A 25411-nucleotide genomic window follows, 5' to 3' on the forward strand; every position below is an offset into this window, starting at 1 on the left:
CGTAGAGAATCTATGTCATTGAATGGATGAAACCTGCATTTTTCCTCCGTACCATTTGACATATACATCCTTGAGTGGAGCAGGAAGCACTCTAAATTTGTTGGAGCTATTTCCCGAGAACACCATGTGCATCAACTCATGTTGACCGGGCCCATAAACGCTCTCTCGCGTGCTTCGTTGGGTAAGCATCATGTTTGATGTTTGGTTGGCGAATTCCGGATAGATGGCTTTGAAAAGTATGTGATGAACCTCCGCCGGCCGTCCGCTAATTGCCTTCAAGTGATCATTTAGGCTCACGCTGCTAATATTTGTGTCAACGTCGACCGATTGAAAGAAACTCGTGGTCTTGGAGCGCATCACTGAATACAGAGGAATTTTTCGCTTAGAACCTGTGTAATCCTCCATGCTCTCTCTCCATTGACTGCCCAGCAAATCATTGAATTGAAAATGAAGCGGTTTGCTGGCTTCCAAAGCCAAATGCATGTCGGAAAGGGTGGTGGAGGCCAACGCTTTGCCCCCGCCTTTCAAATCAAAATCGATGCGATCAGCCAGGTCGGTGTAGGTTTTGACCACACTCGTCGTTGGCTCGCCAAAATGATCAAGAATGCTCGTCAGATCCGTATCCGAGGTCAAATAACTGGCCGTGTGTTTTACTTGCCATTCAAATGGATTGCTTACCGGGGAGGATGAGGACGATGACGTGGCCTGAGGTTTTTTCTTGGCCATTCCCCCCACGTCCACATGTGTTATCGGGTTCCCGCCCACAAACGCATATAAATTCATCCCATCCACTGTCCCAGCCGGGTCGGGACTAAGCCACCGCCCCAACCACGGCGCGTAGTACCTGGCCCCGTAGTAATAGAGCCCGGTGCTGTCGTCGAGCTCTTTGCCTGAATAGCGGTAGTCTTTGAGCTTCACTTCGGCTTGATTGGGTCCGGCGATGATTGCGGTGCCACCATAGGGAAAATACTCTTCATAACTGATCAGTTGCGCGTCTCTATCGTATTCGGACGTGATCGACCCCAGGTTGTCACCCACTTGAAAACGTAGACTTCTGGTTCCAGCCTGTGCACCTGTGACGCAGTAATGCATGATGAGTACACACGTGGAGCCATCCATGACCCGCAGGGTTTGCCTTTCCATGCTGATGGTTTCGGCACCTTGCGCGTTGACGCTGATGTTGCGTTTTATTTGGTAATTTCCAAGGTAGAGTTTGTCTTCGATGAGCGTAACGGCACCGCCGCTTGCCATGCGCTCGCTGACTTTGCGGGTGCGCTGTTCGTTGCTGCCATAGACGTAATAGTCGCAGTCATCCAACTCCTCGGGCCGCTCAATGACCCCGGCTTTCACCAAATTCTCACAGCAGTTGTATGACAGCGCTACCGTGTTGCTGATCTCGAGTTGGCGCAGATTTCCCGAGGCGTCATAGGCATCAGGCCCAAGGTCTTTTAGGCGGTTTGAATCATCTTCGACAGGAGTACTCTTGGCCCATGATGACGACGCAGCCACATGCTGCTTATTGACCAGGTTGCCAGAATCGTCGTAGGTATAAATTTCGCTGTAATTTTCCAGCTTGTCGGCATCGTTGACGTCGGGAAGCTGGCTGAAGATAGCCTGCTTGAAATCACCGGCAGTGATGTTATTTTTGTAGGTGTCCGCATTGATCCCCGGATGCTGCCTGCCGTTGACATTGGTCAATCGGTACAGTGCATCGTATGTGTAGTCTGAAAGCGGATCGACCTTTTGGTTGTTGTGGAACACGGTTTTAAACGTATTGTTCCAACTGCGCGTAATGTTGCCGACCGGGTCATAGGTGTAGTTGATGTCCTGCACGGTTTCGATGAATGTACCTTGTCGGGTACTTAGCAGGCCCAATAGTCGCTGGGTGGTCAACTCATAAGAATAATTGCTTGTGATGCCGTTACCATATTGAATGCGTATCCTCTGCCCATTGGCGTCGTAGTCAATCTGTTGGATAACTTGATGTTTGGATTGGTCGCCAAATGTGACATCCACCTGACTCAATCGACCCGCCTGCTCATAGGTATTTGCTGTGACCGAGCCATCCGGTGTTGTTTCAGATATCAATAATTTCAACGCGTTGTAGGAATATCGGCTGGTGAATACCTCGTTCTCCAGTACCGGCAAGGGATGGCTGTTCCAGTCGATTGGTGCTTTGTAGTCGGTGACCATCTGCCGGGATGTTTCCAGCAACTCCCCCTGCAGGCCAAATTGGCTGTTTACCGCGATGCCGGACAGATCATTGAGCTTGTAGAGTTGGCCTCGCAGGTTGCGATGCGGGATCAGCGGCTGGGTTTCGCCATAAACGAAGACTTCGACCAGATTGAAATCGGCATAGGAAGTAATGGGATCATCATTCGGCAGTTTCTTGATGCACAGGGCTGAGCACCTGTTCAATCTATCGTAAGAAATCAACTGGCAGTATTGGCGTGCGCTCAACGACCAGAGTTGGTTGCCAAAAATATTACTTAAATGCCTCTCGGTTCCAGCGTCAACGCTATCGACATAGACAGGATCTTTTTGTCCCATGGCGTAGCGATATTTGAAGTTATAATAGTTGGTGGCCTGAGTTTGATTGGATTTGAACAGCCGGGGGTCGATTGACAACAGTAGTCTGTTCTGAATGTCGGTTTGCGTATAAGCAATGAGTTGTCGTTTGTCCGCCTCAACCTGCACGTGCAAAAACTTGTTCCCAACGCTATCCAGGATCTTGACGCCTGGTGTATCGTAGAAGGCCGCCGCCTTCGTCAAAGCGTCTTTTTCGTCTATCTCCTGCTGCGTCGGGTTAGCCGGGTAATTGCCCATAAAGCCGATGTAATACGCCGAGTCAATGACCGTATCATCTTGGTCGTAATGCTTTTCATCCCATGGCGTAAATTCAATTTTTGAGAAAAAACCCTTGGGAGTGTCGATTCGGATAATTCTCAGCAGCGGGTCGTAGTGGCTGACCGTAGGCGAGGGGACCAATTGCTGATCAATGATTTCCTGCTGGGATTCATACAATGGCGAGTCGCTGAAATAGGGAAAGTATTGCTCGCAGGGTTTGCCTTTGTTGTTGTAAACCGTTCTGCCGCTCACGCTCCAGCGAGCATCTGTTTTGAGCTTGCTCTCAAGCTTCCTGGCAAAACCATCCGAATAATTAATGGCTATTTTGCAATCGAACGGCGCTGGATTTTGGCCGCTATGGTAAAAACGGTCTCTGAGCAGATTGATGGCACAAGGAGGTTGTTTTTCCTCTTTCCATGCCTGCAGGTTGTAATAAAAATAGCTTACGGCGCCTTGCAGATATTTTTCAGCGCCTTGGGGGTCGTCAAGAATCGCCTCAAATGAAGCACCGCTTTGGACCACGTATTCGGCAGGCTTGCCGTCATACGCGTAAAGCCGCATACCACCCACCGGATTGCCATCTTCCAAGCCAAACAGCGTGGTTACGATGACCTGGCCAAGCGGATCAAATATGGCTTGGGCGATGTTGCCGTTAATGTCGATCAGTTGGTAAGGCTGCAGCGTGAGGTAGTCTATCGATGCAGTTTGGGTGTTGGCACGCTTGTCGGGATCGGGATTCGTTTCATCAATGTATTGAGTCGTGTTGATGATCGTAAATTGATATGGCTGATCGTAGGCGACGATGGTTTTGACAAACAGCGACGACGCCGGGTCGACAAATGAATTTTCGGTTTTACAAGGTAAATAGTAGGACTGAGGCTGGCTACTGCTGTAGTAATGCTGCACGAGCCCCTTGTTCCACCAATAGCCACTTTTCAAATCATAGAAATACCCGCCGCAGGACTGAATGGTTTCATCCACCAGTTGTGGCCCGAACACTTCGGCAACGAATTCTTTGGTAAAAGTGGCCTTTTCGTTATGGTGCACCAAGGCGCGGCTGGATATTGCTTGCAATGGCAAAGCGTCTGACTGGTCTTCATTCCAGAAAAAACTCCTTTCCCAGGTCAATTGCTGCGCCTGGACTTTGCCAGGTGTTAGCGCGCTTTGGTAGGGAAGCGGATTATCAATAGCCGCCTGAACCGGCATGACATCGGCAAAGGAACAGTATTGTTTGCCATTTAAATCGAGACCGAAGACTTCAAACGTCTGATTTTGACAAAGCACCCCTCGGTATCGGTAGCTGTCTGTGTCTGCCGTGTTGATATGGTGGTTATATGCGGCTGTTGCTTTCAGCTGTATCTGCTCAGGGTATATGGGCAGGTTACCGGGGCGTCTTGGCAAAAAAACAGAGCAGGATTTTTTGATTTCCCCGCACTGCAGATCAACTTCCAGCGTAAATTCCTGCTGGACCCTGGGGTCGTTCGGGTTGCGTTCGTAGTGATAGAAAATGCTTTCTCTCGGGGTGGTGAGAAATGCCGCGTGGTGTTGATCTACAACGGGCTGAATGAGTTCTACCGTGAAGTTGGACTCGCTGACCGTGTATGGAATTCCTTGAAGAGGGCTATCATCCAGCGCATAAATCTCTGTGCGCATCACAGTGCCTTTGAGGGCCGCATAGGCCTGCAGTATGGTTTCGGTACCGCTCTGGTACACCTCAGGGTTGAATGCACTGTCAGGAAAATCATAGGCGTCTTTGTCGCCGGAGTAATATTCCTTTTTGTATTGTTTGCTGATCACCGCGTTTTCAATGCAGGCACCAGTGTGGTGCCAAGTCTTCGTGTAGACGGGTGGCACATACAATTCTTCATTCAACCTATTGGAAGGGAAGGCGGGGTTGGAGGCGCTCTTCGTGTAGTCTTCAAAGTTTTCGGTATCCCAGCTCTCCACAAAACCAAATCCTCTGAACTCCCTTTCCAGCGGGTCAAAGTATCCGTCGTGGTATTTATATGCGCTGGTTAAACGTGAGCCGGAAATTTCATCCGTGGTCACAGATTTCTCTACCACCTGGACCGGAAAGGGAAGACGGCTTGCCCACGGTCTGCCATTTTTTTTATCTTCCAGATAAAAGTTCGTGGAACTGCTGTAGTAGATATCGGTAACAGCACCCAGGTTGTTGTCTATTTTTGTCAGCAAATAGGGCTTGAGTGCAGGCTTGGTAACTGTTTGCCCTTGTAAGGTTTCCTCTCTTTCTCCACAGAAGTTGTAGTACCAGTGCCTCATCTGCGGGCCTGCTTTGGTGAACACCAATGCGGATGTTCCCTCTCCCAGAATGTCGGCAAAGCGGATACGGTCTATCTCACCAAAGTTACTTGGCAAATACAGGGTGAGTGGTGTGTCGGCGAATGAATTGCCAGCACGGTTGAGATAGATTTCGACCCGATCGGCATACGCAAAAATCAGATCTGCCGTGCCGGAACCATCTACGTCTGCCAGGAATATGCTTGATACCGTTGTTGTCTTGTCGAAGCGCGGCGCGTTACTTAAATTTACTTTCTCCCCGAAATGGCCGTACCCAAGATTGGGCCAAACCTCTGCCGAGCCATCCCTGATCCTTACTCTGTGGGATAGCCCGTCGCCAAACAGATCGGCAAAAGTAACCAACTCCGTTTCCAGATAATTTGCGGATGCGGGGAAGCCTGCCGGTAGTGGAACTGTCTGGGGAGCACCATAGCCAGCCTTGCCCTCGGATAAATAGAAAAGCAGATCAGGGTTATGAAATACCAGAAGATCTGCTTTGCCATTCCCATCAAGATCCACGCTTTCACAATGGGGGTTGGTGAAGTCAGTTGGTACAGACTGGAAATCGTGAAACGGGGACCAGCTACCGTCATACCTTTGGTCGAAATATCCCGCCACTTGTGGAGAGCTGACAACCAATTCCAACTGCCCATTGGCATCCAAACTTTGCAAACTGACCGCTGGGTTTTTGAAATTCCTGGTGATGGGAAATGATGCCAATTCTGATGACGGCTGAAACGCACCGTCCCCCAGCGGTTCATAGTAAAGCGTGGTTTCTGCGGTGCTCAACAGCATCCCTGGCAGTCCTTCGCCCTTTAAATCTATGGGTTGAAAGCTTGAGGGTTCAAGATAGCCGGGGAATGCATCGGCTTCGCTGATGGTTAATTCTTTGAATGCCGGTGCCAGAGCAGGAGAAAAGCTGGAATAGTCGAACTCTGCTGCTGGTAAAGATTGGCAGGCATAACTGCCATCCTGATTGATGCGATAACCGGTTTGAATAGCCGATTTTAAAAAAGAAAAAACTGGGGTCTGGTCATGGGCAAGCTGGAGTGCCTTTACCAGGCAGGGGTCGCTACCCAACTCGTCAAATGTATGAAAAACAAGAACACCTCGGCAGAGCCTCAATGTGCGTATCTCAAAACCACTTCGATAGCGTGAAAACGGATCGCTGCGCTCCGCCCATTCTCTGACCGGGCGGTATGGATCGCTGCCGGGCTTGTCCAGGCCCGTTAAGTCATACTCACCATAGTCAAAGACTACTTCAAACGCAAATTTCTCGGCTTCTGATAACTGCCCCGAAAAGTAATTCCCGTACTGAATGCTTTGAATATATTTCTTGGCATGTAATGAGCGATTGACATCATAGATTTTGTTGGAGATATTCTTTGCATCTTCTGGTTTGTAGCCATAGAGAATCTTGTTTCCCTTGTTGTCGACAGCTTCCTCAATGAGCCATTCAAATATTTTCGTTTCATCATCTGGATCTGCAATACGGGCATTTTTGTTTTTGCCATAGGTGAATGTGGCGTTGTTCTTATCGGTCACTTTCCACCAGGACTCTGCAGAAGACGGATTGATCCATTGCTCAATCAAAGAAAAGCTGCTTTGCTGGATTGGCAGGAAGGTGCGGACGTTCCAGGAAACACCACCATCGTCTTTTGTGACCTCTTCGGGCACCAACTGCCCATTTTCTTCTATGAATTTTGGGGTCAGTTCACCGTCATCCGTCGAATCAAAGGTGTCATCCTCGCTGTATTTTGGGATGCCGGTATCGGTTTTTCGGGAAATGTTTTGAAGAGAAACAGAAAATCCCAGCCCAAAAACATCGTTTCCGGAGCCTGATTCGTAGTTGAGGCTTAGTTGTGGTTCAAAGCCGCGGGCCGGCGTCAGAACAATAGGAATAGAGTAACTGCCGGTACCTGACAAAGCGTTCGATTGAAACGTGTCGCCTATGCCTTTTATGGCGCCTCCACCCTTGGGGAGTGAGATGCTGGCAGCATTGATTTCAATGCCAGCGCTGCTGCCTTTTGCCTCTGAGTTTTTGTTCATGGATTTAGGCTCTTTTCATCGGTTCTTCTGGGAACATATCAATCTGACTGGAGATTATTACTGGGATGAGGAACAGTCATTCGGTCCAGGTTGGTTTCGGCCACTGCGTACCAGAGCGAACGATGAGCGTTTAGCGGCTGAGCGTACGTAAAATTCCGTTTCGTGTGTTGTCCTCTAAGTCAAGTGTAAAAATTTTCATTCTCGATTGAGAAAATCAAGGGTGGCTATCAAAGATCTCTTGATAGCTCAGCAGTACTCTAGTGCATTAAAAAATAAGTTGAGGTTAAGAAAAGAAGCTGTTTTATATGCCTTCTTTTTGTTGACTGCTCGATAAAAATATTGTAAGCGAAAGCTTCTTCCGAGATTTTCGCGTACGAAATTCCTGTACGAATGTCCGCCTTCCGGCTGCGCTAAGCCTGCACATACTCTTCTCTGGAAAACTGAATCAACGCCATTGCCGATGGGATTCGGCCTGGCTCTGGTTTCTGGTACAACAGGGTTTGCTCAAGCTGCAAGCAGCTATACCAACGTTCTTCGCTTAGCCCAGAGCTAACATCGTGAGCGAAAATGACATATGCATTTTTTTAACAACCAGCCCGGCGTCCATGATTCTGCCAGAGATGCCGGGAGCTCCGGTGACCAGGGTGCGGCCAAAGGCGCTGCCGCCGGTGCAGCCTCAGGAGGTGCGGCGGGAGGCACAGCCGGAACGCTGGTTGGCGGGGCCTGCGGTCGGCGGGATGGCGGCTGCCGTGGGGGATATGTCGGCTCGTTGGCAGGCACAGCAGGAGGTCTGCCGGAAGGAGGCGAGGGAACGAAGGGAGCCCAACATCCGAGGCCGGCCGGGATGATGCTGGCCGTGCGTATTGCGAACGCCGGTGATACGCAACAGATAATTGAGCGGTTGAGGCAGCATGGCGCAGCCGATGTCGAAAGGACGAAAGGTACCTGGGAAAACGGCTACTGGGTAGACTTCGACCCGGTGATGCCCCCGCGGCTGGTGGATTGATGGCTCGAAATTTCCCAACCCGAATCCGTTCGTAGCCAGCTCACCAAAAAGGTGGAGCTTACGGGTTACAAGAAATCCTTTTCGTTTTTAGCGCTTAGTTGGCAAATGAGTTGGCAAATGAGCTGAAAAATGAGCGGTCAACTGCCGGATTCAGGTTTAACGGACAACGGCTTGATTAGAGGCTGCAGCAAGCCCGCTAATCGCGGCGTTGGTCCGATCTGCCCGCCTAATCGTCCCTGCGGGACCCGTAATGCTGGGTACCGTAGTATGTATTGGTCTGGCTGATCCAGGACTCATCGATCATATCCGGCCAGTTGTCCTTATCGAACCCTGGGGCGGATTCAAGGCGTTCCTTCTCGATATCCAGTATGAAACGCCTGTCCAGGGTTTCGAGTTGAAGCGTTAGCGCGCGCCATGGCACTGCATGAAGTTTTTCGCCTATGCCCAAGATACCTCCGGTGGCCAGCACTGCATAAGCCACGCTGGCATGCTCCATATCAAGCATTACTTCCTTGATTGCACCAAGGATTTCGCCTTTCTGAGTGTAAACATCCATTCCCACAGGCCAGGTGGCGCCCATATATCTGGGAGCGGGACTGTTACTTTCGGGCATTATTTTATCTAAGCCTTGAGTATTGTGTTCGTAAGTCATGTTGATCTCCTGCAATATATAATAAAGATCTTCTGGTGATACATGCATTCCAAGCCTTTTCATGAAGCTTATGGCTGCTGAAGTTTGCCTGAGCCAGCCGATGAGGTCGGTTCGGTGGCGAACACAGCATATCGGCCGGGGCATCCTCGATTGCTCCGGAGGTCCATTTTTGAAAGTTTCTAATTTGTCAGAATTGACAGGATAGCGGAAAACTACCTCCGTTCCTTAGTGTCTTCAGGGCGGTGCAGCTACAGATTCAGGCTGAGATATACCGCCGCTGACTTGCGGTAATTTGAAGGCGCCAGCTCTATCCGTTCCAGATCAAAGCTATCTATATCTTGTACGATTAATGGCGCGGTAGCGTAAAAACGCAAATCCAGTATTAGAAAAGGAGAGGAGAGCAATGCACGAATGGTGGCGGGAAGCTTTTAATATGCTGGCAGCCGAATTCTCCGATCTCCCAACGATCACGGAATTTATCCGAATCATTTTGCGTCTGACGATCGCCGCCATATCGGGCGCCCTTCTGGGCTGGGAGCGAGAGAAAAGCGGCAAGGCGGCGGGGATGCGAACACACATGCTGGTTTCTGTCGGTGCCGCACTTTTTGTCGTCGTTCCTCAGCAAATGCATATGTCAGACGCCGAATTGTCACGCGTAATTCAAGGGATAATCACCGGGGCGGGATTTCTTGGCGCCGGGACTATTCTTAAAGGCACCAGTGAAGAAACAGTGCAAGGGCTGACCACGGCCGCAGGTTTATGGCTGACGGTGGCGATAGGTATTGCCGCGGGGCTTGGGCGGGAAGCCACAGCCGTCCTGGGTGCTGTCCTGGCGCTAATAATATTGCATCTGATGCCGAAAATCTGGCCAAGAACGGGCACCTAGCCAACTTGAATCACACCCTGAACCTATAAATGAATTTATGCTGTGATCAAGACCCACGGACAAGACTATCGATCTGAACGAAATCAGGAGTACTATCGATTCATTCGGGATCGTCCGATACCGGTTGTTATCCACTTATCCGGAAATATCAAATCCCTGCTCTATTGAACCTGTCGCAAATATGACTCAATCCAACTGGCAGCGGACCAAGATTGTATGCACGCTGGGTCCTGCGACGGACCGGCCCGGCGTGATCGAACGGTTGATCGAGGCCGGGATGGATGTCGCGCGCATCAATACATCGCATGGGGATCATGCCGACCATGCGCGGCGTATTCGGCAGGTCCGACAGGCGGCACACGCGCTCGGCCAACCTGTGGCCTTACTCATGGACTTGCCCGGTCCCAAGTTCCGCCTGGGCGATCTTCCGGAAGGCTTCTGTAAGTTGGAGGAAGGAACGATGGTCACGCTGGCTGAGGCGGATGACGATGCAAAGGCGGACAGTGTCAGTGCGACCGCCAACTGCTGTCTGTTGCCAGTGCGAAACCGCGGGTTGCTTCAGGCATTGCGAACCGGGGAACCGGTATTCCTGGCAGACGGATCGGTCGAGCTCAGCGTGGAAAGCGTGGCTGCAAACCCAGCCCGGGCCGTGTGCGGGGTGCGCATCGGCGGCACTGTTCGCTCCGGGTCCGGCATCAATCTACCGGAATGTGCGATAGACATGCTGATTCCGACCGACGAAGATCGAAGGCATCTCGCATTCGCAGTGTCGCAGGAGGCCGAATGGGTTGGTGTTTCATTCGTGCAATCGGCTGGCGATCTTGCACGGGTGCGGGCTTGTTTTCCCCCTGGGCCAAGTCTCAAACCGCTGCTGATGGCCAAGATAGAAAAGCGCCGCGCGTTGGAGGATCTTGACGCGATTGTGGAAGCGTCCGATGGGGTAATGGTGGCGCGTGGCGATCTGGGCGTCGAAACCAATCTTGCCGAAATACCGATTGTGCAGAAGCGCATTATTTCGGTAGCTAATGCTCAAGGTCGACCCGTTGTTACCGCTACGCAAATGCTCGAGTCGATGGTGGAGCACGAGCATCCCACGCGTGCTGAAGCTACTGACGTGGCTAATGCCGTGCTGGATGGGACGGATGCTGTCATGCTTTCAGCGGAGACAGCCATCGGCGACTTCCCGGTGGCGGCAGTGCGATTTCTCCAACGCGTGCTTATCGCCACCGAGGAGGTGTATGGCGCCCGCATGGCGCAAGACTGGATGAATTCGGCGGAAACAGCCAGCCCTGCGAACGACGCAGGAAACGCCCTGAGCTTTGCGGCGTGCCTGCTGGCTGCCCGTCTCGGTGCTCGGGCTATCATTGCTCCCGTTCAATCCATGGAGATGGCGCTGTCTGTTGCGCGCTTTCGCCCCCAGGCGCCGCTTGTCATGGTCGCTGATTCTGTGCGGTTGTATAGAAGTCTGGCACTGGTCCGCGGTATTTCGCCACTCGTTGTCAACGTGCGTGATGATGGAGCGGACCCCGGGTCTTGTCTCGCACAAGCTCGAGAGTGGTTGTTTGCGCATGGGTTGGCGCAGGAAGATGATCCGGCTGTGTTGTTATCCACCTCCGGCGCTACTGGCGACAAGGTGGATACGCTGCAGACGGTCCGGTTGAAAGGTTAATGGGCCTTTAATCAGGGGCGCCTATAACTCCGGCAGGGTTCTGATATCGTCGGCATCTTTCGCAATTATTACGCGATTACGCCCGGCGCTCTTTGCTTCATACATTGCCACATCCGCCCGCTCAAGCAATGATTCCTTGCGTTCATCCGGCCTCAGCATTGCGACGCCAAGGCTGATGGTTACCGGGATAGTCAGCTCCTTTAGATGTAACGGCGTGTCCATCACCCCTTTACGTACGCGCTCGGCAACGACGGTTGCCAGTTCCAGATCAGTATTGGCCATGATAATAACGAATTCTTCCCCGCCAAACCTGCCTACCATGTCAAAATCGCGTACTGCCGCCTGAATTCGGCTCGCGACATGCCGGAGCACGAAGTCGCCAACGACGTGCCCATGGGTATCATTGATTTTCTTGAATAAATCGAGATCGATCATGATCAGGCACATATTGCCGGGAAAACCCCTTTGACTCTTATGCAGGTTCGCGTGCGCGGCGTTAACCTGATGCTCAAGAGATTCCATGAGGCCGGCATAATTCATCAGGCCCGTGAGTTGATCGATCGAGGCCTCCTGGTGTAACCGGTATGTTTCTTTGCGGAGGTTGTCCAGCGCCTTTTGCAGTTCCGCAACTTCCGGCAAATGATAACCCTCCGCCGTCAGATATAAATCAAGGGATGAGAGCTTCAAAACACAGTCTACGAGAGGTCGGGCGGTTGAAGCAACATCCGCGAATTTAACCGATAGGCTATCTATAAGCACTTGCTGGATAAGGCAGTGCTGCACCTGAAAAATGCCCAGAGGAATTTTCGCGCGCGCATAAGCAGCGGCGCTTGCAAGCCGGTCTCCAAAATACTCGGCGGTATCAAAGTTCCGGCCGTAGTACTGCAAGCGTTCGATCCAGGCTCTCTTGAAGGATTCGATACCGATATTTCGCTCGATCAGCGTAAAGCCCCGGCTGCGCGCCAGCGGCGTAAGGCAGGAATCCACCAGCTCGTCGGCTTTTCCGGCTATTACCTCGGTGCGCATGCGCTCGGCGAGCGCGACATGCTCCGCATTGAGTCCCAATATGGAAAGTACTTCCCGGATTCGCGTGTTGTCAAATCCCAGCGTTGCACAATAAGGAGTTGTTTGAGGATTCATATCTGGGTATATACATGAGATAAAATCATCTGGAATCCATACGGGGGTGGAGAAAGTTGCAGCATGAAGGATAACGGGTTAACCTCGACATTGCTACAGCCAACACTCTCGCGTACCCATACGGAGCACATCATGAATCTCGGCCGCCACGTAATATTGGCATCTGTCGTTGTCTCCTTTGCACTTGCGGGATGCGCGTCGCCACGGTCGTTTTTAGGAAGTTCATTTCTGCCTGTAACTTACAAGGATATCAAAAAGAGAGACGTACCGCTTCGGCTGAAGCTTGTTGTCGAGTTTCAGCGAAATGGCGTACGCTTCCCCATGGGAGAGGTCCCGCTGAGAGATTATTCAGGCCGGATACTCAGGGACACTGGCGTGATTTATCCCGTTGATGAGCTTTCACTGGGGCCGGAGCAGGAAGATGGCGAAATCAGGATCGTACTGAACAATGTTGCCGACAGCGGCACCGTTGCAGTGGAAGCATCCCGCACAGGAATTCCGCTGTGGATGGTTGGAAAACTGATTACGGACGCTTATGAGCTGTCGATGTTTATCAGCGTAAATGGAAAGACGTTCAGCCGCACGGGCATCCAGCATGCCGTTCATACCGCTATCGGCAACATGAGCGTACCCGACAATGTTCAGGTTTTTCCGGCGAACCAGGCGTTCGGAAAAGTGCTTGAACAGATGATCCTGCGTGCGCTGGAGGATTTTCAGAGTCGCGGCGAGCTGGTTTGGCTGGGCCTGCCGCCTGTGGATTGGGGTAGCGCTGGAACCCCGATGTTCAGTTTCGCTTTGAAATGCGGGGGTTCGTGCTTCACCCCAACTTACCTGGCTGTCTTCACGCCGAACCGGTTGTAATCGGCGATCTTGCTTACACCTTCAATGCAGGACAGAATGCTTTATTTTGATTACTGTCCTGTCAGAAACCTGCGTTCCAGCGGTTCTATCGCAGGACCCTCGATCACTGACCCGTCGGGCGCGAAGCGGCTGCCGTGACAAGGGCAGTCCCAGCTTGTCTCGACGCTATTCCAGTGCACTTTGCATTTCATATGCGTGCATACCGGCGAGACCGCAATCAATGTCCCGTCAGGAGCCCTATATGCCGCCAGCGATTCGTCCTCGAACTCCACGATCGCGCCTTTACCGGGCATTAGCTGCGATAATTGCGTCGTCTCCCGGTTGATCACGTAGTCCTTGATGAGGGATTTCACCACGCTCGCCGTTTCCTCGGCCATGCCTTTGGCTCCCTTCAGCGGTGAAAAACGGCTTGCTTTGACGAGGGGGGCAAAAACATTATCGCGCCCGGCGATCTGGTCAGCGATGAGCGATGCAGCCAGCGTTCCATAGGTTAAACCATCGGTCGCGAAACCGGTAGCGATGAAGCATCCTGTCGCATCCCGCCCAATATAAGGCAAGCCATCCGCTGTGCTGTAATTCTGCGCGGACCACCTGAACGCCACTTCGCGTACGTTAAAATGGGCCTGCGCGGAGGACTCGAGCCGGTCCAGGCTGATTTTCGCGTTTTCCTGTCCCGTCTTGTGTTCCTCTCCGACGCAGACGAGGAATGTTGCATCATCGACATCCACGTTACGAATCGACAGCCGTTCGACGCCGGTGCCCCAGAAGATTCCCGAGGGAAAGGAATTCCTGGCAATGCGTGCGGCGAGCCCATATTCGCGGTTCGCAATCATCTCTGCCTGCACCAGGTGCACGCCCTTCGGCGAGTGAGTGGCAAACACGATTTCCCTGGCTGTTACCTTGCCTTTGTCTGTACGCACTACGCGCTTGTCTTTATCCACCTCGATAACTGTCGAGTTTTCGTAGATACGGCAGCCCTGATTTGCAGCTTGGCGCGCAAGCCCGCGAACATAAGCCTGCGGATGAAACTGCGCCTGGTTATCCAGCGCCAGCACGGGCCCGGAGGGCGGCGCAAGAGGAGTGGGCAGCGCTTTTTCGAGATGGACGGATAGTCCTGCCTTGAGCGATCCCTGGTACTCTCTCTCCACGGACTCCTGCGCGTTCCCGGAAGTGGCATAACGGTAGAGGCGGCAGCGGCGGAAAGCACAGGGGATATCAAATTTACGCACCCGCTGGTCGATCTGTTCCACCGCTGCGCGACGGGCAGTAGCAACCGCACGGGCCGTATCGCTGTCCCATTGGTCAACGATATGATGTATCCCCTTGCTGATGGTCTCGTACAGGTTGCCTGTTGAGTTACCCGTGCTGCCGTAGCCGACATTGTGCGCTTCCAGCAGCACGGCCGAGGTGCCTTTCTCAGCCAGATTCAACGCGAGTGTAACGCCGGTAATACCACCCCCGACGATGACCACATCGGCCGTAATCTCTTCCTGAAGTGTCGGAAAGCCGGCTTCAGGCGCAGTCGCGCGCCAGACAGAAATCGTGTTCATGGTATTTTCCTTTTTGTTCAGAATAAGCGATGATGCCTATCGTTGAACATAAACCGGAATTGTTCTGTACGCTATGGCACATTAAGCCCTGCCTTGACAGCGCGTAAAGTGGCGCAGGCGGAGGAAATTTTAGTGCTGTGGTTGTCGGATAAATACTGATAATTGGTGATAGTTGCGCGTGCCAGACATCAAGGTAGGTCGGGCTCCGCCCGACATCATTTTTACGATCGTCGGGCAGAGCCCGACCTACGAAAAAGGAGAGCTGCTGTGAAACCGCTATTTATCATTTCTGCCATTTTTTTCCCGTTTGCAGTTACCGTTGCCCAAGCCGAGCCGCCACATTTAAAGGACCGTCAAACCGGCAAGTATCTGGGCAATCTCAGCGCCAACCCATACGATTCCAACTCGACAAGCAACCCGTATGGCCGTTATGGGAGCGAGTACAGCGACGATTCCATCAATAACCCATACGGGCGGTATGGCAGCCCCTACAGCAATGACAGCGCCAATAACCCGTACGCGACAAACCCGCCAGCGATATATGACACGGGTGGTGGTGGCCGATGAGACCCCCGAGTAGATTATGAGCAAGGTCAACTCTGCCGCTGAGCTTAAGTCGTACCTCAGTCCGGTGTGACCAGATCGGGCCTGGCGTAGAAATTGTACCCATGATCCTGCTTAGGATTGGAAACTCCCACGCGACTACCTTGTGCGAGCGTGCTCATCGTTAAAATCACCTGCAGCTTTAAATTCCGCACGCTGTCGTGGCTGCCATCGAGCGCGAGTCTGGCTAATTGTCGGGTTCGCTGCGTGGCGTGAACCGCCGAATGAGCTGATTACCCGACTGCTCTGGTATAAGTCGTCACCTGCTACGAGTCACCTGTTACGCTGCTGCTGCCGAGGCGCCGGCAGAGGTAGTGTCTCGAACACCGATATCGAATAATCCAGAAAAAGCTCGATTTTACGCTTGAGGTCACTTGACATTGTGATGCGCCTGGAGCGCAAGTCATCTGGATCCACGTGCTCGATGAGCAAGCCGTGATCGATCGCAATCTGAATATACTTTATCGCGGTACGCTGGCTGACGTTTGGCATGAGCTGATACAGCTCCGATTTGTGGAACCTCGTGTCATTGGCATCGTTGAACCTTAACCACATCCGCGTGAAGAGGTCGTAGTAGTTCAGGTCGTGGAAAAGCGTGTCTCCCAGAACATCCATCCAATACTGATCCGTATCATTTTGCAGATGTATGAGTTGGCGGCGCCGGACGTCCGCCTGTTTTTTCGGATTGCTCATTTCTCTTCAGATTTTTTTGTTTCGCGACACCCGCCATTATCTACCGCCGCAATTATAATTCTTATTTATATGCAATTTTACATGTATAATTACGACCTATAAGGTAAGAAATATATCGAAAACGGAAAGCTGCATATTGTCGGGAATGCCCAATCATGTTTAGCAGAATTGAAAAGAGCTACTTTCGCCTTTCGGGCAGCTTGCGCCCAAACCTTTTAGCTTTCCTTTACTGCCAGTTTTCCTATTTTGGCGGGGCCGCGCTCATCCTTTCCGTGCATCCGATTCCAATGATGCTGGGTATATTCGCCATGGCGCATGGGATGACGATAGCGGCCTATCTTATTCATGATTTAGGCCACAACGCGCTGTTCAAGTCACCGCGCCACAATGCCTTGATGGGCCGCGCGTTGAACTGGCTCACTGGCGGTTGTTACGCAACGTATGACAATGTGCGTACGACGCACATGAGGCACCACGTGGATAACGCAGATGTTATTTTAATCGACTATAGGGGTTATCTTGCGCGTCACCCGATTCAGCGGCGCACCGTGGAGGCGCTGGAATGGTTGTATGTGCCGGTTATCGAGTTCCTTATGCATGTAATGCTTATCCTCGCGCCATTTATCTTCAAGGAAAAAAAGGACCAGCGGACCCGGGTAATCAGGATAACCATCATCCGTTTCAGCCTGCTTCTGATGGTATTCCTGCATTCTCCACTGGCTTATGCGTGCTATTTGTTGGCCTACGCGATATTCCTGACGATTTTGCGTTTCATGGATGCGCTTCAACACAATTATGCTCTTGTTCCGGCGCTCGGCAGCAGTGACGATCTGGCAAGGCATAGAGGCGACCGGGGCTACGAGGAATCCCATACCTTCAGCAACCTGATCTCGACTCGCCATCCGTGGCTGAATCTTCTTACCCTCAACTTCGGCTATCACAATGCGCACCACACAAGACCTACGGCACCCTGGCACGAACTGCCAAAGCTGCATGACATGTTGTATGGGAATGATACGCGCGTTGTCATTCCCTTCGGGAAACAGTTATCGAGCTTCCATAAGAACCGGATAGGACGAGTTATTGGCGACGACAGTGAAACGCAGGGAAATCAGTTTGCGCAACGGCTTCGGGATGGCACCGCGGTGGGCGCGGGCGGGGTTTCTTTTCTGACGCCGCTTTAGCTACTTCGGGAACCCTGGGATTTTCATTGCGCTAACTTGGTGGGATATGGCTTGGCTCGAAAGTAAATCAATCCCGCTTGCGCAGGTACCATTGAAGAAAATCGGATATACGATTCTCGTATTCTTTACCCGCATAGGCGTGCATATTGAAATGCCCCCCTCCGGGGACGATCCAGATTTCTTTCGGCTGCCGGGCGGCGTCAAATAGACGTTCGGCTTCCGCCACTGTGGTATGCCGATCGTCTGTGCCGGAAATCAGTAGTAATGGCGCGTTGAGATTGCCTATCCGGCTGATGGGGTTCAACTCATCGGGAGAGGCGTCCAGACGAAACGATAACTGTGACAGCAGGAGTGGAGAAAAAACGGGACCGATCTGCCCAAGATGGAGCCGCAAGCGGTTTTCAACAGCTTCCTCGATAGTGGGATGGAGCGATTCGAGCACCACCGCGTCAAGCCGCAACGGATTTTTTGCGAGTACGATCGCGGCCGCCCCGAGTGAAACCCCGATGGCTGCGATCCGTTCGCCCGGGAATGTATTACGCAGATAGGCTACTGCGGCTTCCACGTCTTCCGACTCGCGCAAGCCGAAGGTGATCCGGTCTCCTGGCGTTTCGCCATGTGCCTGGAGATCGATGAGGAGAACGTTGTACCCTTGCTCATTAAGGAACTTGGCGCGGCTCAGCATTTCAACCCGATTGCTCCGGATCGAATGAACAAGCAACACGGCGCCGCCACCTCGGACTCCCCGCACCAGCCAGCCGTGCACACTGGAATCTTCCTCTCTTGCAGGGGTACTAACGGGAATCTGTACCGACTCGACCGGAAAATCGGTGGATAGCGTATTGACGGCAGTAGGCGCCGCGCCGGATAGAAGTTCGCCAACCCCAACGGCGACCACCAATATGGCCGCGATGCAGGAAAAAAGGGCGAGCACGCCGAGCAAAATCACGCGGCGCATAGTCGGCTGCTCATGGTCGGTTGCTCATAGTCGATTCATGGCGGAAGCGGCTGATATAAAACCAGCTATTTTGCCCTGCAGGTTTTGCGTGAGACCAAAACAGTGTCGCGGCAGGTGAGTTCTCATGCGGAAAGGGCCGGCTCAAAACAAGACCGGCTAGCGATGCTCCCGCACACCTGGTTTTCGCATCAACCCGGTCAGATTTTTAATGGCGGCAACCAGTTCATGCGATTCGACAGGTTTCGAGAGATGCATCTGATAACCGGCAGTTATCGCTCTCGTCCGATCTTCAGAGTGGGCAAACGCGCTCAGGGCGATGGCGGGCGTTTTCCCACCGTCAGTTGCGGGAAGACTTCTGACTTCGCGAATGAATTGGTATCCATCTTTTTCGGGCATGCCGATATCGCTTACTATCACATCGGGCCGATGGTTTTTCAGGATTTCCAGGCCCGCAGCGGCGGTGGCAACGGTAATCACGTCGGCTTGAAATAGCGTAAGCACCTCCTTGATGAGTTCACGCGCATCCTGTTCGTCATCAATGACCAGTACCTTTACGCCGGGAAGCGCAATGTGTCCATCCTCAAAGGTAATTTGCGTGGACGCTGCGGAACGATGGTCTTTTTTTTCGCTGATGGGAGCGAGCGGCAGGCCGATGATAAACGCCGACCCTTTATCCTCGCCGTCGCTTTCCGCCCGAACCGTTCCTCCGTGAAGTCCCACGAGTTGCTTCACGATGGCAAGCCCCAGGCCCAGGCCGCCGTGATTTCGCGTGAGTGTAGAGTCAGCCTGACGGAAACGGTCAAAAACATAGGCAAGAAACTCGGGTTTGATGCCCATCCCCGAATCCTTTACGACAACATGAAGATGAGAAGACACTTTCTCGACTATAACCTCTACGGTACCGCCCTTGGGAGTAAATTTAACCGCATTGGAAAGGAGGTTCCAGATGACCTGCTGAAGCCGATTATTGTCCCCTGAAACCCATCCGGCAGCCGGGTCGATGGTTTTCCGAATGCGAATCCCTTTGGCCTCGGCCGCCGGAGCGATGGATTCAACCGCGGCCTCGGCGATGTCCGCAAAATCCAGTAGCTGCACGTCAAGCCTTACCTTTCCCGAGATGATACTGCTCATTTCGAGAAGGTCTTCGATAAGCTTATTCTGCGCACGCGCATTCCGCTCGATGGTTTCCAGGCCTCGCTGGATGTCTTCCTTGCCCATCGTTCCCTGCAATATGAGCTGCGACCAACCAAGGATCGCATTGAGCGGCGTCCTGAGCTCGTGAGACAAGGTAGCGAGAAATTCATCCTTCAACTGATTGGCGCGCTCGGCTTCGCTTCTCGCGATTCTTTCATTCTCGAGAAGTTGTTTTTTTTCCTCGTCTGCCCGCTTTATAGGGTCGATATCGGTATTTGAACCGACCCACATCAATATATTTCCTCTCGCATCGCGTCTCGCCTGAGTCTGAATCAAATGCCAGCGGTAATCCCCGTCGGCTCGCCGGAAACGGCATTCCATCCGGAAAGGCTCGCCTGTGTTCAGAGAATGCCGCCACCGCTTGAGGCTCTCATCCATATCTTCGGAATGGATGAGTTTTGTCCATTCCCAGCCTGCCATTTGCTCGGGGGCAAGGCCTGTGTAATCTTTCCATTGCTGATTGAAATAATCCAGGGCTCCGTCCGCCCGGGCGGTGAATATTTTTTGCGGCATTGCTTCAGCCATGAAACGCAAGCGCTCGGTGCTTTCGCGCAGGGCTTCCTCCGCGTGCTTGCGTGCCGTGATGTCTCTAAAGCTCCAGATGCGGCCGACGCGCCGCTCTTCAATGTGCTGTATCTTTGAAAAGCGCTCGAACACTCTGCCATCGGCCAGTTCCAGCAAATCATAACTGTCCGGTGGCCAGGTTGCGTAGATTTCCTCCAGCTTATCCAGGAATTGCCGCGGATCTGCCAAATGCTTGCAGCAGAATTTCAGAAGATGCCGGTGTTGCCCCGTATCGATAATAGCGGGGTGGATCTGCCACATCTCCAGATACCGCTCGTTGAAGCGAAGTACATTATCATGCTCGTCGGTAACCAGGATTCCATCGGCTGTCGATTCTATGGTGGCACGCAGGATAGACAGCGAATGGTCAAGTTGCCTGGTTTTCTCTTCCAACGCTTCCTTGACCTGCTTGAGCTCGTGCTTGACAACCTCACTCGCATGAAGAATGGTATCGGAAGGTTGCAAGGTACGAGAGGGTGGCTGCCTTTCGTCATTATCTTCCATCATGCATCTTTCCTTTTTTTAAATCCTGGCAACAGCTATAAAGCGACGGTAAGCAACAGGCGCCAAGCCCTGGTAATTTTTTCTTTGACAATGGTATACGTGGTAGGTTTTATTATCATAGGCATCGCCGGACGAGGGATTCCCCAAGTCATTCAATTCCAAAAGACCGAACAATACCGTTTTCGGATCAGTTCGTTACATAACCAGGAAGGCATTAGTATATATGGGACCTGTTCCTAATTGGTATTGGCGATATCGTGCCCTGTTCCGAGAAAATCATCACGATATGGCATAATTTCTTTTTTCTTGGGAATAATGCCGTAAGTTCGCGGCGTGCAAGCAATCAAAACACAAGATTATGCTAATCTGCATGGGCAACGAGAAGTGGAAAAATAGTTTGGCTACGTTCTTCCTGTATATATGGTAATCAATCGATATATCAAATATCGAGGCTGAAGTTGAAACGGAGGAGCGGATACATATGATTCAGGCAGAAATGCCGGGCTGGTTGCGCGGCAGCGAAATGGGCGAACTTATCTTTAATCATGATTGGGCTGAATCTGACCTCGGGCCAATCTCTACCTGGCCCCTGAATCTTCAGTTTTCAGTTAACTTCATGCTTTTGCTGCCTTCCCCTGCCTTGTTATTATGCGGGCCGAAGCTCATACAGATCTATAACGACGGTTATCGCGACTTGATGGGCGCGAAACATCCTATGGGTCTAGGGCAGCCAGTCTCCGCATGCTGGCCCGAGGCATCGGATTTTCTGTCGCCTATCTGTGAAGGTGTGATGAAACTGCGGGAATCATTTATTTTTGATGATCAGCGGCTCGTTATCAATCGGACGGGTACGCTTGAAGAGGCTTTCTTCAAGTTTACCTTCAGTCCTATTTCAGAGGATATCGGCCTTCCACGCAGCCTTTCCGATGAAGCCCTTACTCAAACAGGCGGGGCGCGCGCCGTGTTTGTGGCGGTTAGCGAGAAGACTGAAGTAATCAAAATACGCGCGTGGGAGTCGGAACGTCACCGCCTCAAAGAGGCGCTGCAAGCGAAACGAATACAACTGCTGGAAGAAGTATTCCGTAATGCGCCGTCTTTCCTGCATGTGCTTCAAGGACCGGAATTTGTCTTCGAGCTTGCCAATGACGCGTACTACCAGTTGGTCGGCCACCGCGAACTGCTGGGACGCCCGCTATTTGAAGCGCTTCCCGAGGCGGAGAATGGCAATTATCGTTGCAACCTTACGAGGGTGCTGACAACAGGAAAGCCGTTCATGGGATTCGAATTACCTGTGACAGTTACTCCTAATCCTGGCCAACAGCCTGAAGACCGCTTTATTGACGTTATTTATCTCCCTCTCGCGGGCGAGGACGGCACAAGCCAGCGTATCCTTGGTCACGGAATTGACGTTACCGAGCATGTGAAAACGCGCCAAAAAACCGAAAAGGCGATGCGTGAAGCACAGGAGCGCTTCCGAACTGCATTCGAGATCGACACGGTCGGTGTTATTTTCTTCACCACGGACAACCGGATTACCGAAGCGAACGGCGCCTTTCTGAGGATGAGTGGCTTCAGCCGCGAAGATGCGAGCGCGGGTCTATTGCGGTGCGACGACCTTACGCCGGCGGAATGGAGAACGGTTTCTTCGCGAGCTACGGAGGAACTCAAGGCAACGGGACGCATTTCTCCTTATGAAAAGGAATTATTTCGCAAGGACGGCTCACGCTGGTGGGCACTGATTGCAGCAAAAGAACTCAATGATAATGAGTGCGTCGGGTATCTTGTTGACATTACCGAGCGCAAGCGGGCCGAGCAGAGCCTGCGCGAGAGCGAGACAAGATTCCGCGCTATCGCGGAAGCGTCGCCGGCACTGACCTGGCAAGTGGATACGAAGGGGAATGCGGTTTATCTTAACCAGCGATTTGAGGACGTACTCGGTATTGCCGTGAAAGATCTGATGCCCACCGGATGGCGGTCGGTCATTCATCCGGACGACGCTCCGGCGTACGCGGCAGCGTTCGAGCAGGCGTTGCGCGACCGCGTACGTTTTCGGCACCGGCTCAGGATCAAGACTGCCGAAGGGGAATGGCGCTGGTTGAAGTCTTATGCGTTGCCGTGGTTTACCGCCGCCGGCGAGTATGCGGGACACATCGGCATATCAATAGACATCACCGAGGCAGTCAACGCCGAAACAGCCCTGCTGTATGCCGACCGCTGCAAGGATGAGTTTTTAGCCACGCTTGCGCATGAGTTGCGTAATCCGCTTGCGCCGATTGCCAACGCGCTGGAGATCATCGCGCGTCCGGGCGGCGCCGTGGATGTTCCGCGCCTGCTGCCGATGATCAACCGCCAGGTCAATCATATGGTCAGGCTGGTGGACGATCTGCTGGAGATATCGCGCATCACCAGTGGAAAGGTTGAGCTGCGGCTGGCTCCTTCGGATCTGGCTGTTGTGCTGTGTAATGCTGTCGAGGCAAGCAGGGCGCAGATCAGCGAGAAGGAACATAAATGGGAGGTATCCATACCTGAGGTGCCTTTAATCGTTTACGCCGACTCCGTACGCCTGGAGCAGGTATTTACGAATCTGCTCAACAATGCAGCACGGTATACCAGAAAGGGCGGGCGAATCTGGTTGACTGCCCGTCAGGAAAGCGGTAACGCCATCGTATCCGTGAGGGACAACGGTATTGGAATTTTGCCGGGTATGCTGCCTCGTTTGTTCGACATGTTCGCTCAGGAACGCCGGAATGGGGAGGGAACGCAAGGTGGGCCCGGTATTGGGCTCAACCTGGTCTATCGTCTCGTTAAAATGCACGGCGGTTCTGTCGAAGCCATAAGCGAGGGGGAGGATAAAGGCAGCGAATTTATTGTACATTTGCCATTATCGGAAACAACTATGCACGGAAAAACGCCTGAACCGCTGCAAGCGGACGCCACGGCGCGCAAGTTGCGCGTATTGGTGGTAGACGATAATCATGATGCGGCGGAAGTGCTTGTCATGCTGCTTGAATCGATGGGTCTCCATGTTGAGGCGGTTAATAGCGGTCCGGCAGCGCTTGCGGCCATTCCCAATTACCGGCCCAACGTAATCCTCATGGATATCGGCATGCCGGGCATGGATGGTAACGAAGTGGCGCGCCGCATTCGCGAGCAACCGCAATTCGACGATATCAAGCTGATAGCGTTGACTGGCTGGGGTCAGGAGAAAGACCGCCAGCTCTCGCATGAGAGCGGCTTTGATTATCATCTGACCAAGCCTGTGAATTTCAAGGTGCTCAAGGATTTGATCACCGCCATTTAAGCCGCCTGTCGGACTTAAAGGAAATCGGCCGCAAAAGCGTCTGGCCGGTTCACATTTCGCCGCTTCGACCCTTTCCCGCAGCCTGCCTTCAGGTGCTGGTTCGCCAGTCCTCTCTTCTTTCTCCCGAATCCCTGCCGACGCTGCCTATGTGCGATTCTGCACAGTCGAAGGGGTACGAATACGCCTAGTGTGAAAACGAGTGGCCAAAAGGTCATTTTGCATGATATTCGGGAATTCATCGATTACCGGGTGCGGCTTAAACGTGTAAACCGAAGCCTTTTCCAGAGGCATTGCCTCAAGAACTTGCGAATTTGCGATTGGTTTTTTTCATCAAGGAGAAATTATGCCTGCTTCTCTTAAACCTTTAAATCAACAGGTGCTCGTTATTACCGGCGCTTCAAGTGGTATTGGTCTTGCTACGGCCAGACTGGCTGCTGAGCGCGGCGCCAAATTGGTTCTTATCGCGCGCAGCGCCGAAACGCTCAAGGGTCTTGCAGCAGAAATCGGGAGTTCGGGCGGCGAGGCTATCCATGTTGTCGCGGATGTTGCTGATCGCGAAAAAATATATGCCGCGGCTCAGGAAGCTATCCATTGCTTTAATCGAATCGATACCTGGATCAATAATGCCGGTGTCTCAATCTACGGCAGGCTGGACGAAGTGAGCGAAGCCGATAGCCGACGGCTTTTCGATACTAATTTCTGGGGCGTCGTGAATGGCTCGCTTGCCGCATTGCCCCATCTCAAAGAACGCGGCGGGGCACTCATTAATCTGGGCAGTGAAGTATCTGAAGCCATTGTGCCCCTGCAAGGCATGTATTCTGCGTCCAAACATGCTGTCAAAGGGTTTACCGATGCACTTCGCGTGGAAATCGAAGAGCTTGGCAAAGCGCCGGTATCGATTACGCTGATTCAGCCGACCGCCGTCAACACACCCTTTCCCCAGCATGCCAGAAATTACATGGGCAGGGAGCCAAAATTGCCGCCTCCGTTGATAAACCCGGAGCAGGTAGCTGAAGCGATACTGAAAGCAGCCACGGAAGGTGGGCGCGATGTGAAAGTCGGCGCGATGGCGGTAGTCAATACCGCAATATCCAAGCTGATGCCGAACCTGGGCGACAAGTTGTCGGCCAGGCGCGGGAGTAGTCAACAAGAAGTTATTCCGCCGCTCCACCCGCAGGGCATATTATATGAACCGGGAGAATCAGGATCTGTCCGCGGTTATGCATCTTCATGACAAGAAGATCGTTCGTTCCTGTTTTCATTCAGGCGTAATAAATACAAATGAATTAATTTTTCAGGTCTATGTTCGCCGCCGTACATAAAAGAGCATCTACGCCCATTAAGATGGGATCACGTCTCAGCTTCTAATAGCGGAGATAAGCTTCCCACGACAGCACTGCCGCCGCTTCAAGCGTCAGAACTGGATGCCGGGGTGGTGCCACAGGGAATTCT

The 25411-nt window shown here is 52.4% G+C and carries 15 protein-coding genes; 8 read left to right on the plus strand and 7 right to left on the minus strand.

Translation table 11 applies throughout. The features are described 5' to 3' along the window. Positions 1–15: 15 nt before the first annotated feature. Positions 16–7194 (minus strand): SpvB/TcaC N-terminal domain-containing protein, encoded by a 7179-nt coding sequence (locus BLS94_RS07420; RefSeq protein WP_090959127.1) that lies wholly within the window; start codon positions 7192–7194, stop codon positions 16–18. Between the two features lie 574 nt (positions 7195–7768). On the opposite strand from BLS94_RS07420, the gene BLS94_RS07425 reads away from it, so the two are divergent. Further along, the gene (locus BLS94_RS07425; RefSeq protein ID WP_090959130.1) at positions 7769–8200 is read left to right on the plus strand and encodes a hypothetical protein; all 432 of its coding nucleotides are present in this window, start codon (positions 7769–7771) and stop codon (positions 8198–8200) included. Positions 8201–8426: 226 nt separating this feature from the next. On the opposite strand, the gene BLS94_RS07430 is transcribed toward BLS94_RS07425, so the two are convergent. Then, entirely contained in the window at positions 8427–8852 is a 426-nt protein-coding gene (locus BLS94_RS07430) for a PRC-barrel domain-containing protein (RefSeq protein WP_090959218.1), read from the minus strand. A 403-nt stretch (positions 8853–9255) separates the two neighbouring features. On the opposite strand from BLS94_RS07430, the gene BLS94_RS07435 reads away from it, so the two are divergent. Together BLS94_RS07435 and pyk are read left to right on the plus strand one after the other, a co-directional pair. After that, on the plus strand, positions 9256–9738 hold the full coding sequence (locus tag BLS94_RS07435; RefSeq protein WP_090959133.1) for an MgtC/SapB family protein: 483 nt from the start codon (positions 9256–9258) through the stop codon (positions 9736–9738). A gap of 181 nt (positions 9739–9919) precedes the next feature. Next, positions 9920–11407 carry a pyruvate kinase gene (pyk, locus tag BLS94_RS07440; RefSeq protein WP_090959137.1) on the plus strand — a complete coding sequence of 496 codons (1488 nt, stop codon included), beginning with the start codon at positions 9920–9922 and terminating at the stop codon, positions 11405–11407. Positions 11408–11428: 21 nt separating this feature from the next. Here pyk and BLS94_RS07445 read toward each other — a convergent pair whose 3' ends face one another. Further along, entirely contained in the window at positions 11429–12547 is a 1119-nt protein-coding gene (locus BLS94_RS07445) for a GGDEF domain-containing protein (RefSeq protein ID WP_090959140.1), read from the minus strand. Positions 12548–12610: 63 nt separating this feature from the next. On the opposite strand from BLS94_RS07445, the gene BLS94_RS07450 reads away from it, so the two are divergent. Further along, positions 12611–13408 carry a hypothetical protein gene (locus BLS94_RS07450; RefSeq protein ID WP_143021665.1) on the plus strand — a complete coding sequence of 266 codons (798 nt, stop codon included), beginning with the start codon at positions 12611–12613 and terminating at the stop codon, positions 13406–13408. Between the two features lie 50 nt (positions 13409–13458). Here the strand turns inward: BLS94_RS07450 and BLS94_RS07455 are convergent, their stop codons facing one another. Then, positions 13459–14958: an FAD-dependent oxidoreductase gene (locus tag BLS94_RS07455; RefSeq protein ID WP_090959143.1), complete on the minus strand. Its 1500-nt coding sequence runs from the start codon at positions 14956–14958 to the stop codon at positions 13459–13461. A gap of 267 nt (positions 14959–15225) precedes the next feature. Between BLS94_RS07455 and BLS94_RS07460 the strand changes: the two genes are divergently transcribed. Further along, entirely contained in the window at positions 15226–15525 is a 300-nt protein-coding gene (locus tag BLS94_RS07460) for a hypothetical protein (protein ID WP_218124760.1), read from the plus strand. Between the two features lie 309 nt (positions 15526–15834). On the opposite strand, the gene BLS94_RS07465 is transcribed toward BLS94_RS07460, so the two are convergent. Next, on the minus strand, positions 15835–16254 hold the full coding sequence (locus BLS94_RS07465) for a MarR family transcriptional regulator (RefSeq protein WP_256325326.1): 420 nt from the start codon (positions 16252–16254) through the stop codon (positions 15835–15837). 155 nt (positions 16255–16409) lie between these two features. Here BLS94_RS07465 and BLS94_RS07470 point away from each other — a divergent pair, with 155 nt between their 5' ends. Further along, positions 16410–17438, plus strand: coding sequence for a fatty acid desaturase family protein (locus tag BLS94_RS07470; RefSeq protein ID WP_090959146.1), 1029 nt, complete (start codon positions 16410–16412; stop codon positions 17436–17438). A gap of 67 nt (positions 17439–17505) precedes the next feature. Here BLS94_RS07470 and BLS94_RS07475 read toward each other — a convergent pair whose 3' ends face one another. Next, positions 17506–18396 carry an alpha/beta hydrolase gene (locus BLS94_RS07475; protein ID WP_090959150.1) on the minus strand — a complete coding sequence of 297 codons (891 nt, stop codon included), beginning with the start codon at positions 18394–18396 and terminating at the stop codon, positions 17506–17508. A 156-nt stretch (positions 18397–18552) separates the two neighbouring features. Beyond that, positions 18553–20661: a PAS domain-containing hybrid sensor histidine kinase/response regulator gene (locus BLS94_RS07480; RefSeq protein WP_256325327.1), complete on the minus strand. Its 2109-nt coding sequence runs from the start codon at positions 20659–20661 to the stop codon at positions 18553–18555. Between the two features lie 478 nt (positions 20662–21139). Between BLS94_RS07480 and BLS94_RS07485 the strand changes: the two genes are divergently transcribed. Further along, positions 21140–23959, plus strand: coding sequence for a PAS domain-containing hybrid sensor histidine kinase/response regulator (locus tag BLS94_RS07485; RefSeq protein ID WP_090959153.1), 2820 nt, complete (start codon positions 21140–21142; stop codon positions 23957–23959). A 343-nt stretch (positions 23960–24302) separates the two neighbouring features. Next, a complete protein-coding gene (locus tag BLS94_RS07490; protein WP_090959156.1) occupies positions 24303–25193 on the plus strand; it encodes an SDR family oxidoreductase in 891 nt (296 codons plus the stop codon). Positions 25194–25411 lie beyond the last annotated feature (218 nt).

The organism is Nitrosospira sp. Nsp18 (assembly GCF_900103145.1).
Lineage (GTDB): Bacteria > Pseudomonadota > Gammaproteobacteria > Burkholderiales > Nitrosomonadaceae > Nitrosospira.

Coding starts and splice junctions, on each gene's coding strand:
- BLS94_RS07420 (WP_090959127.1), bottom strand. CDS start 7,194: ATGAACAAAAACTCAGAGGCAAAAGGCAGCAGCGCTGGCATTGAAATC.
- BLS94_RS07425 (WP_090959130.1), top strand. CDS start 7,769: ATGCATTTTTTTAACAACCAGCCCGGCGTCCATGATTCTGCCAGAGAT.
- BLS94_RS07430 (WP_090959218.1), bottom strand. CDS start 8,852: ATGACTTACGAACACAATACTCAAGGCTTAGATAAAATAATGCCCGAA.
- BLS94_RS07435 (WP_090959133.1), top strand. CDS start 9,256: ATGCACGAATGGTGGCGGGAAGCTTTTAATATGCTGGCAGCCGAATTC.
- pyk (WP_090959137.1), top strand. CDS start 9,920: ATGACTCAATCCAACTGGCAGCGGACCAAGATTGTATGCACGCTGGGT.
- BLS94_RS07445 (WP_090959140.1), bottom strand. CDS start 12,547: ATGAATCCTCAAACAACTCCTTATTGTGCAACGCTGGGATTTGACAAC.
- BLS94_RS07450 (WP_143021665.1), top strand. CDS start 12,611: ATGAAGGATAACGGGTTAACCTCGACATTGCTACAGCCAACACTCTCG.
- BLS94_RS07455 (WP_090959143.1), bottom strand. CDS start 14,958: ATGAACACGATTTCTGTCTGGCGCGCGACTGCGCCTGAAGCCGGCTTT.
- BLS94_RS07465 (WP_256325326.1), bottom strand. CDS start 16,254: ATGAGCAATCCGAAAAAACAGGCGGACGTCCGGCGCCGCCAACTCATA.
- BLS94_RS07470 (WP_090959146.1), top strand. CDS start 16,410: ATGTTTAGCAGAATTGAAAAGAGCTACTTTCGCCTTTCGGGCAGCTTG.
- BLS94_RS07475 (WP_090959150.1), bottom strand. CDS start 18,396: ATGCGCCGCGTGATTTTGCTCGGCGTGCTCGCCCTTTTTTCCTGCATC.
- BLS94_RS07480 (WP_256325327.1), bottom strand. CDS start 20,661: ATGATGGAAGATAATGACGAAAGGCAGCCACCCTCTCGTACCTTGCAA.
- BLS94_RS07485 (WP_090959153.1), top strand. CDS start 21,140: ATGATTCAGGCAGAAATGCCGGGCTGGTTGCGCGGCAGCGAAATGGGC.
- BLS94_RS07490 (WP_090959156.1), top strand. CDS start 24,303: ATGCCTGCTTCTCTTAAACCTTTAAATCAACAGGTGCTCGTTATTACC.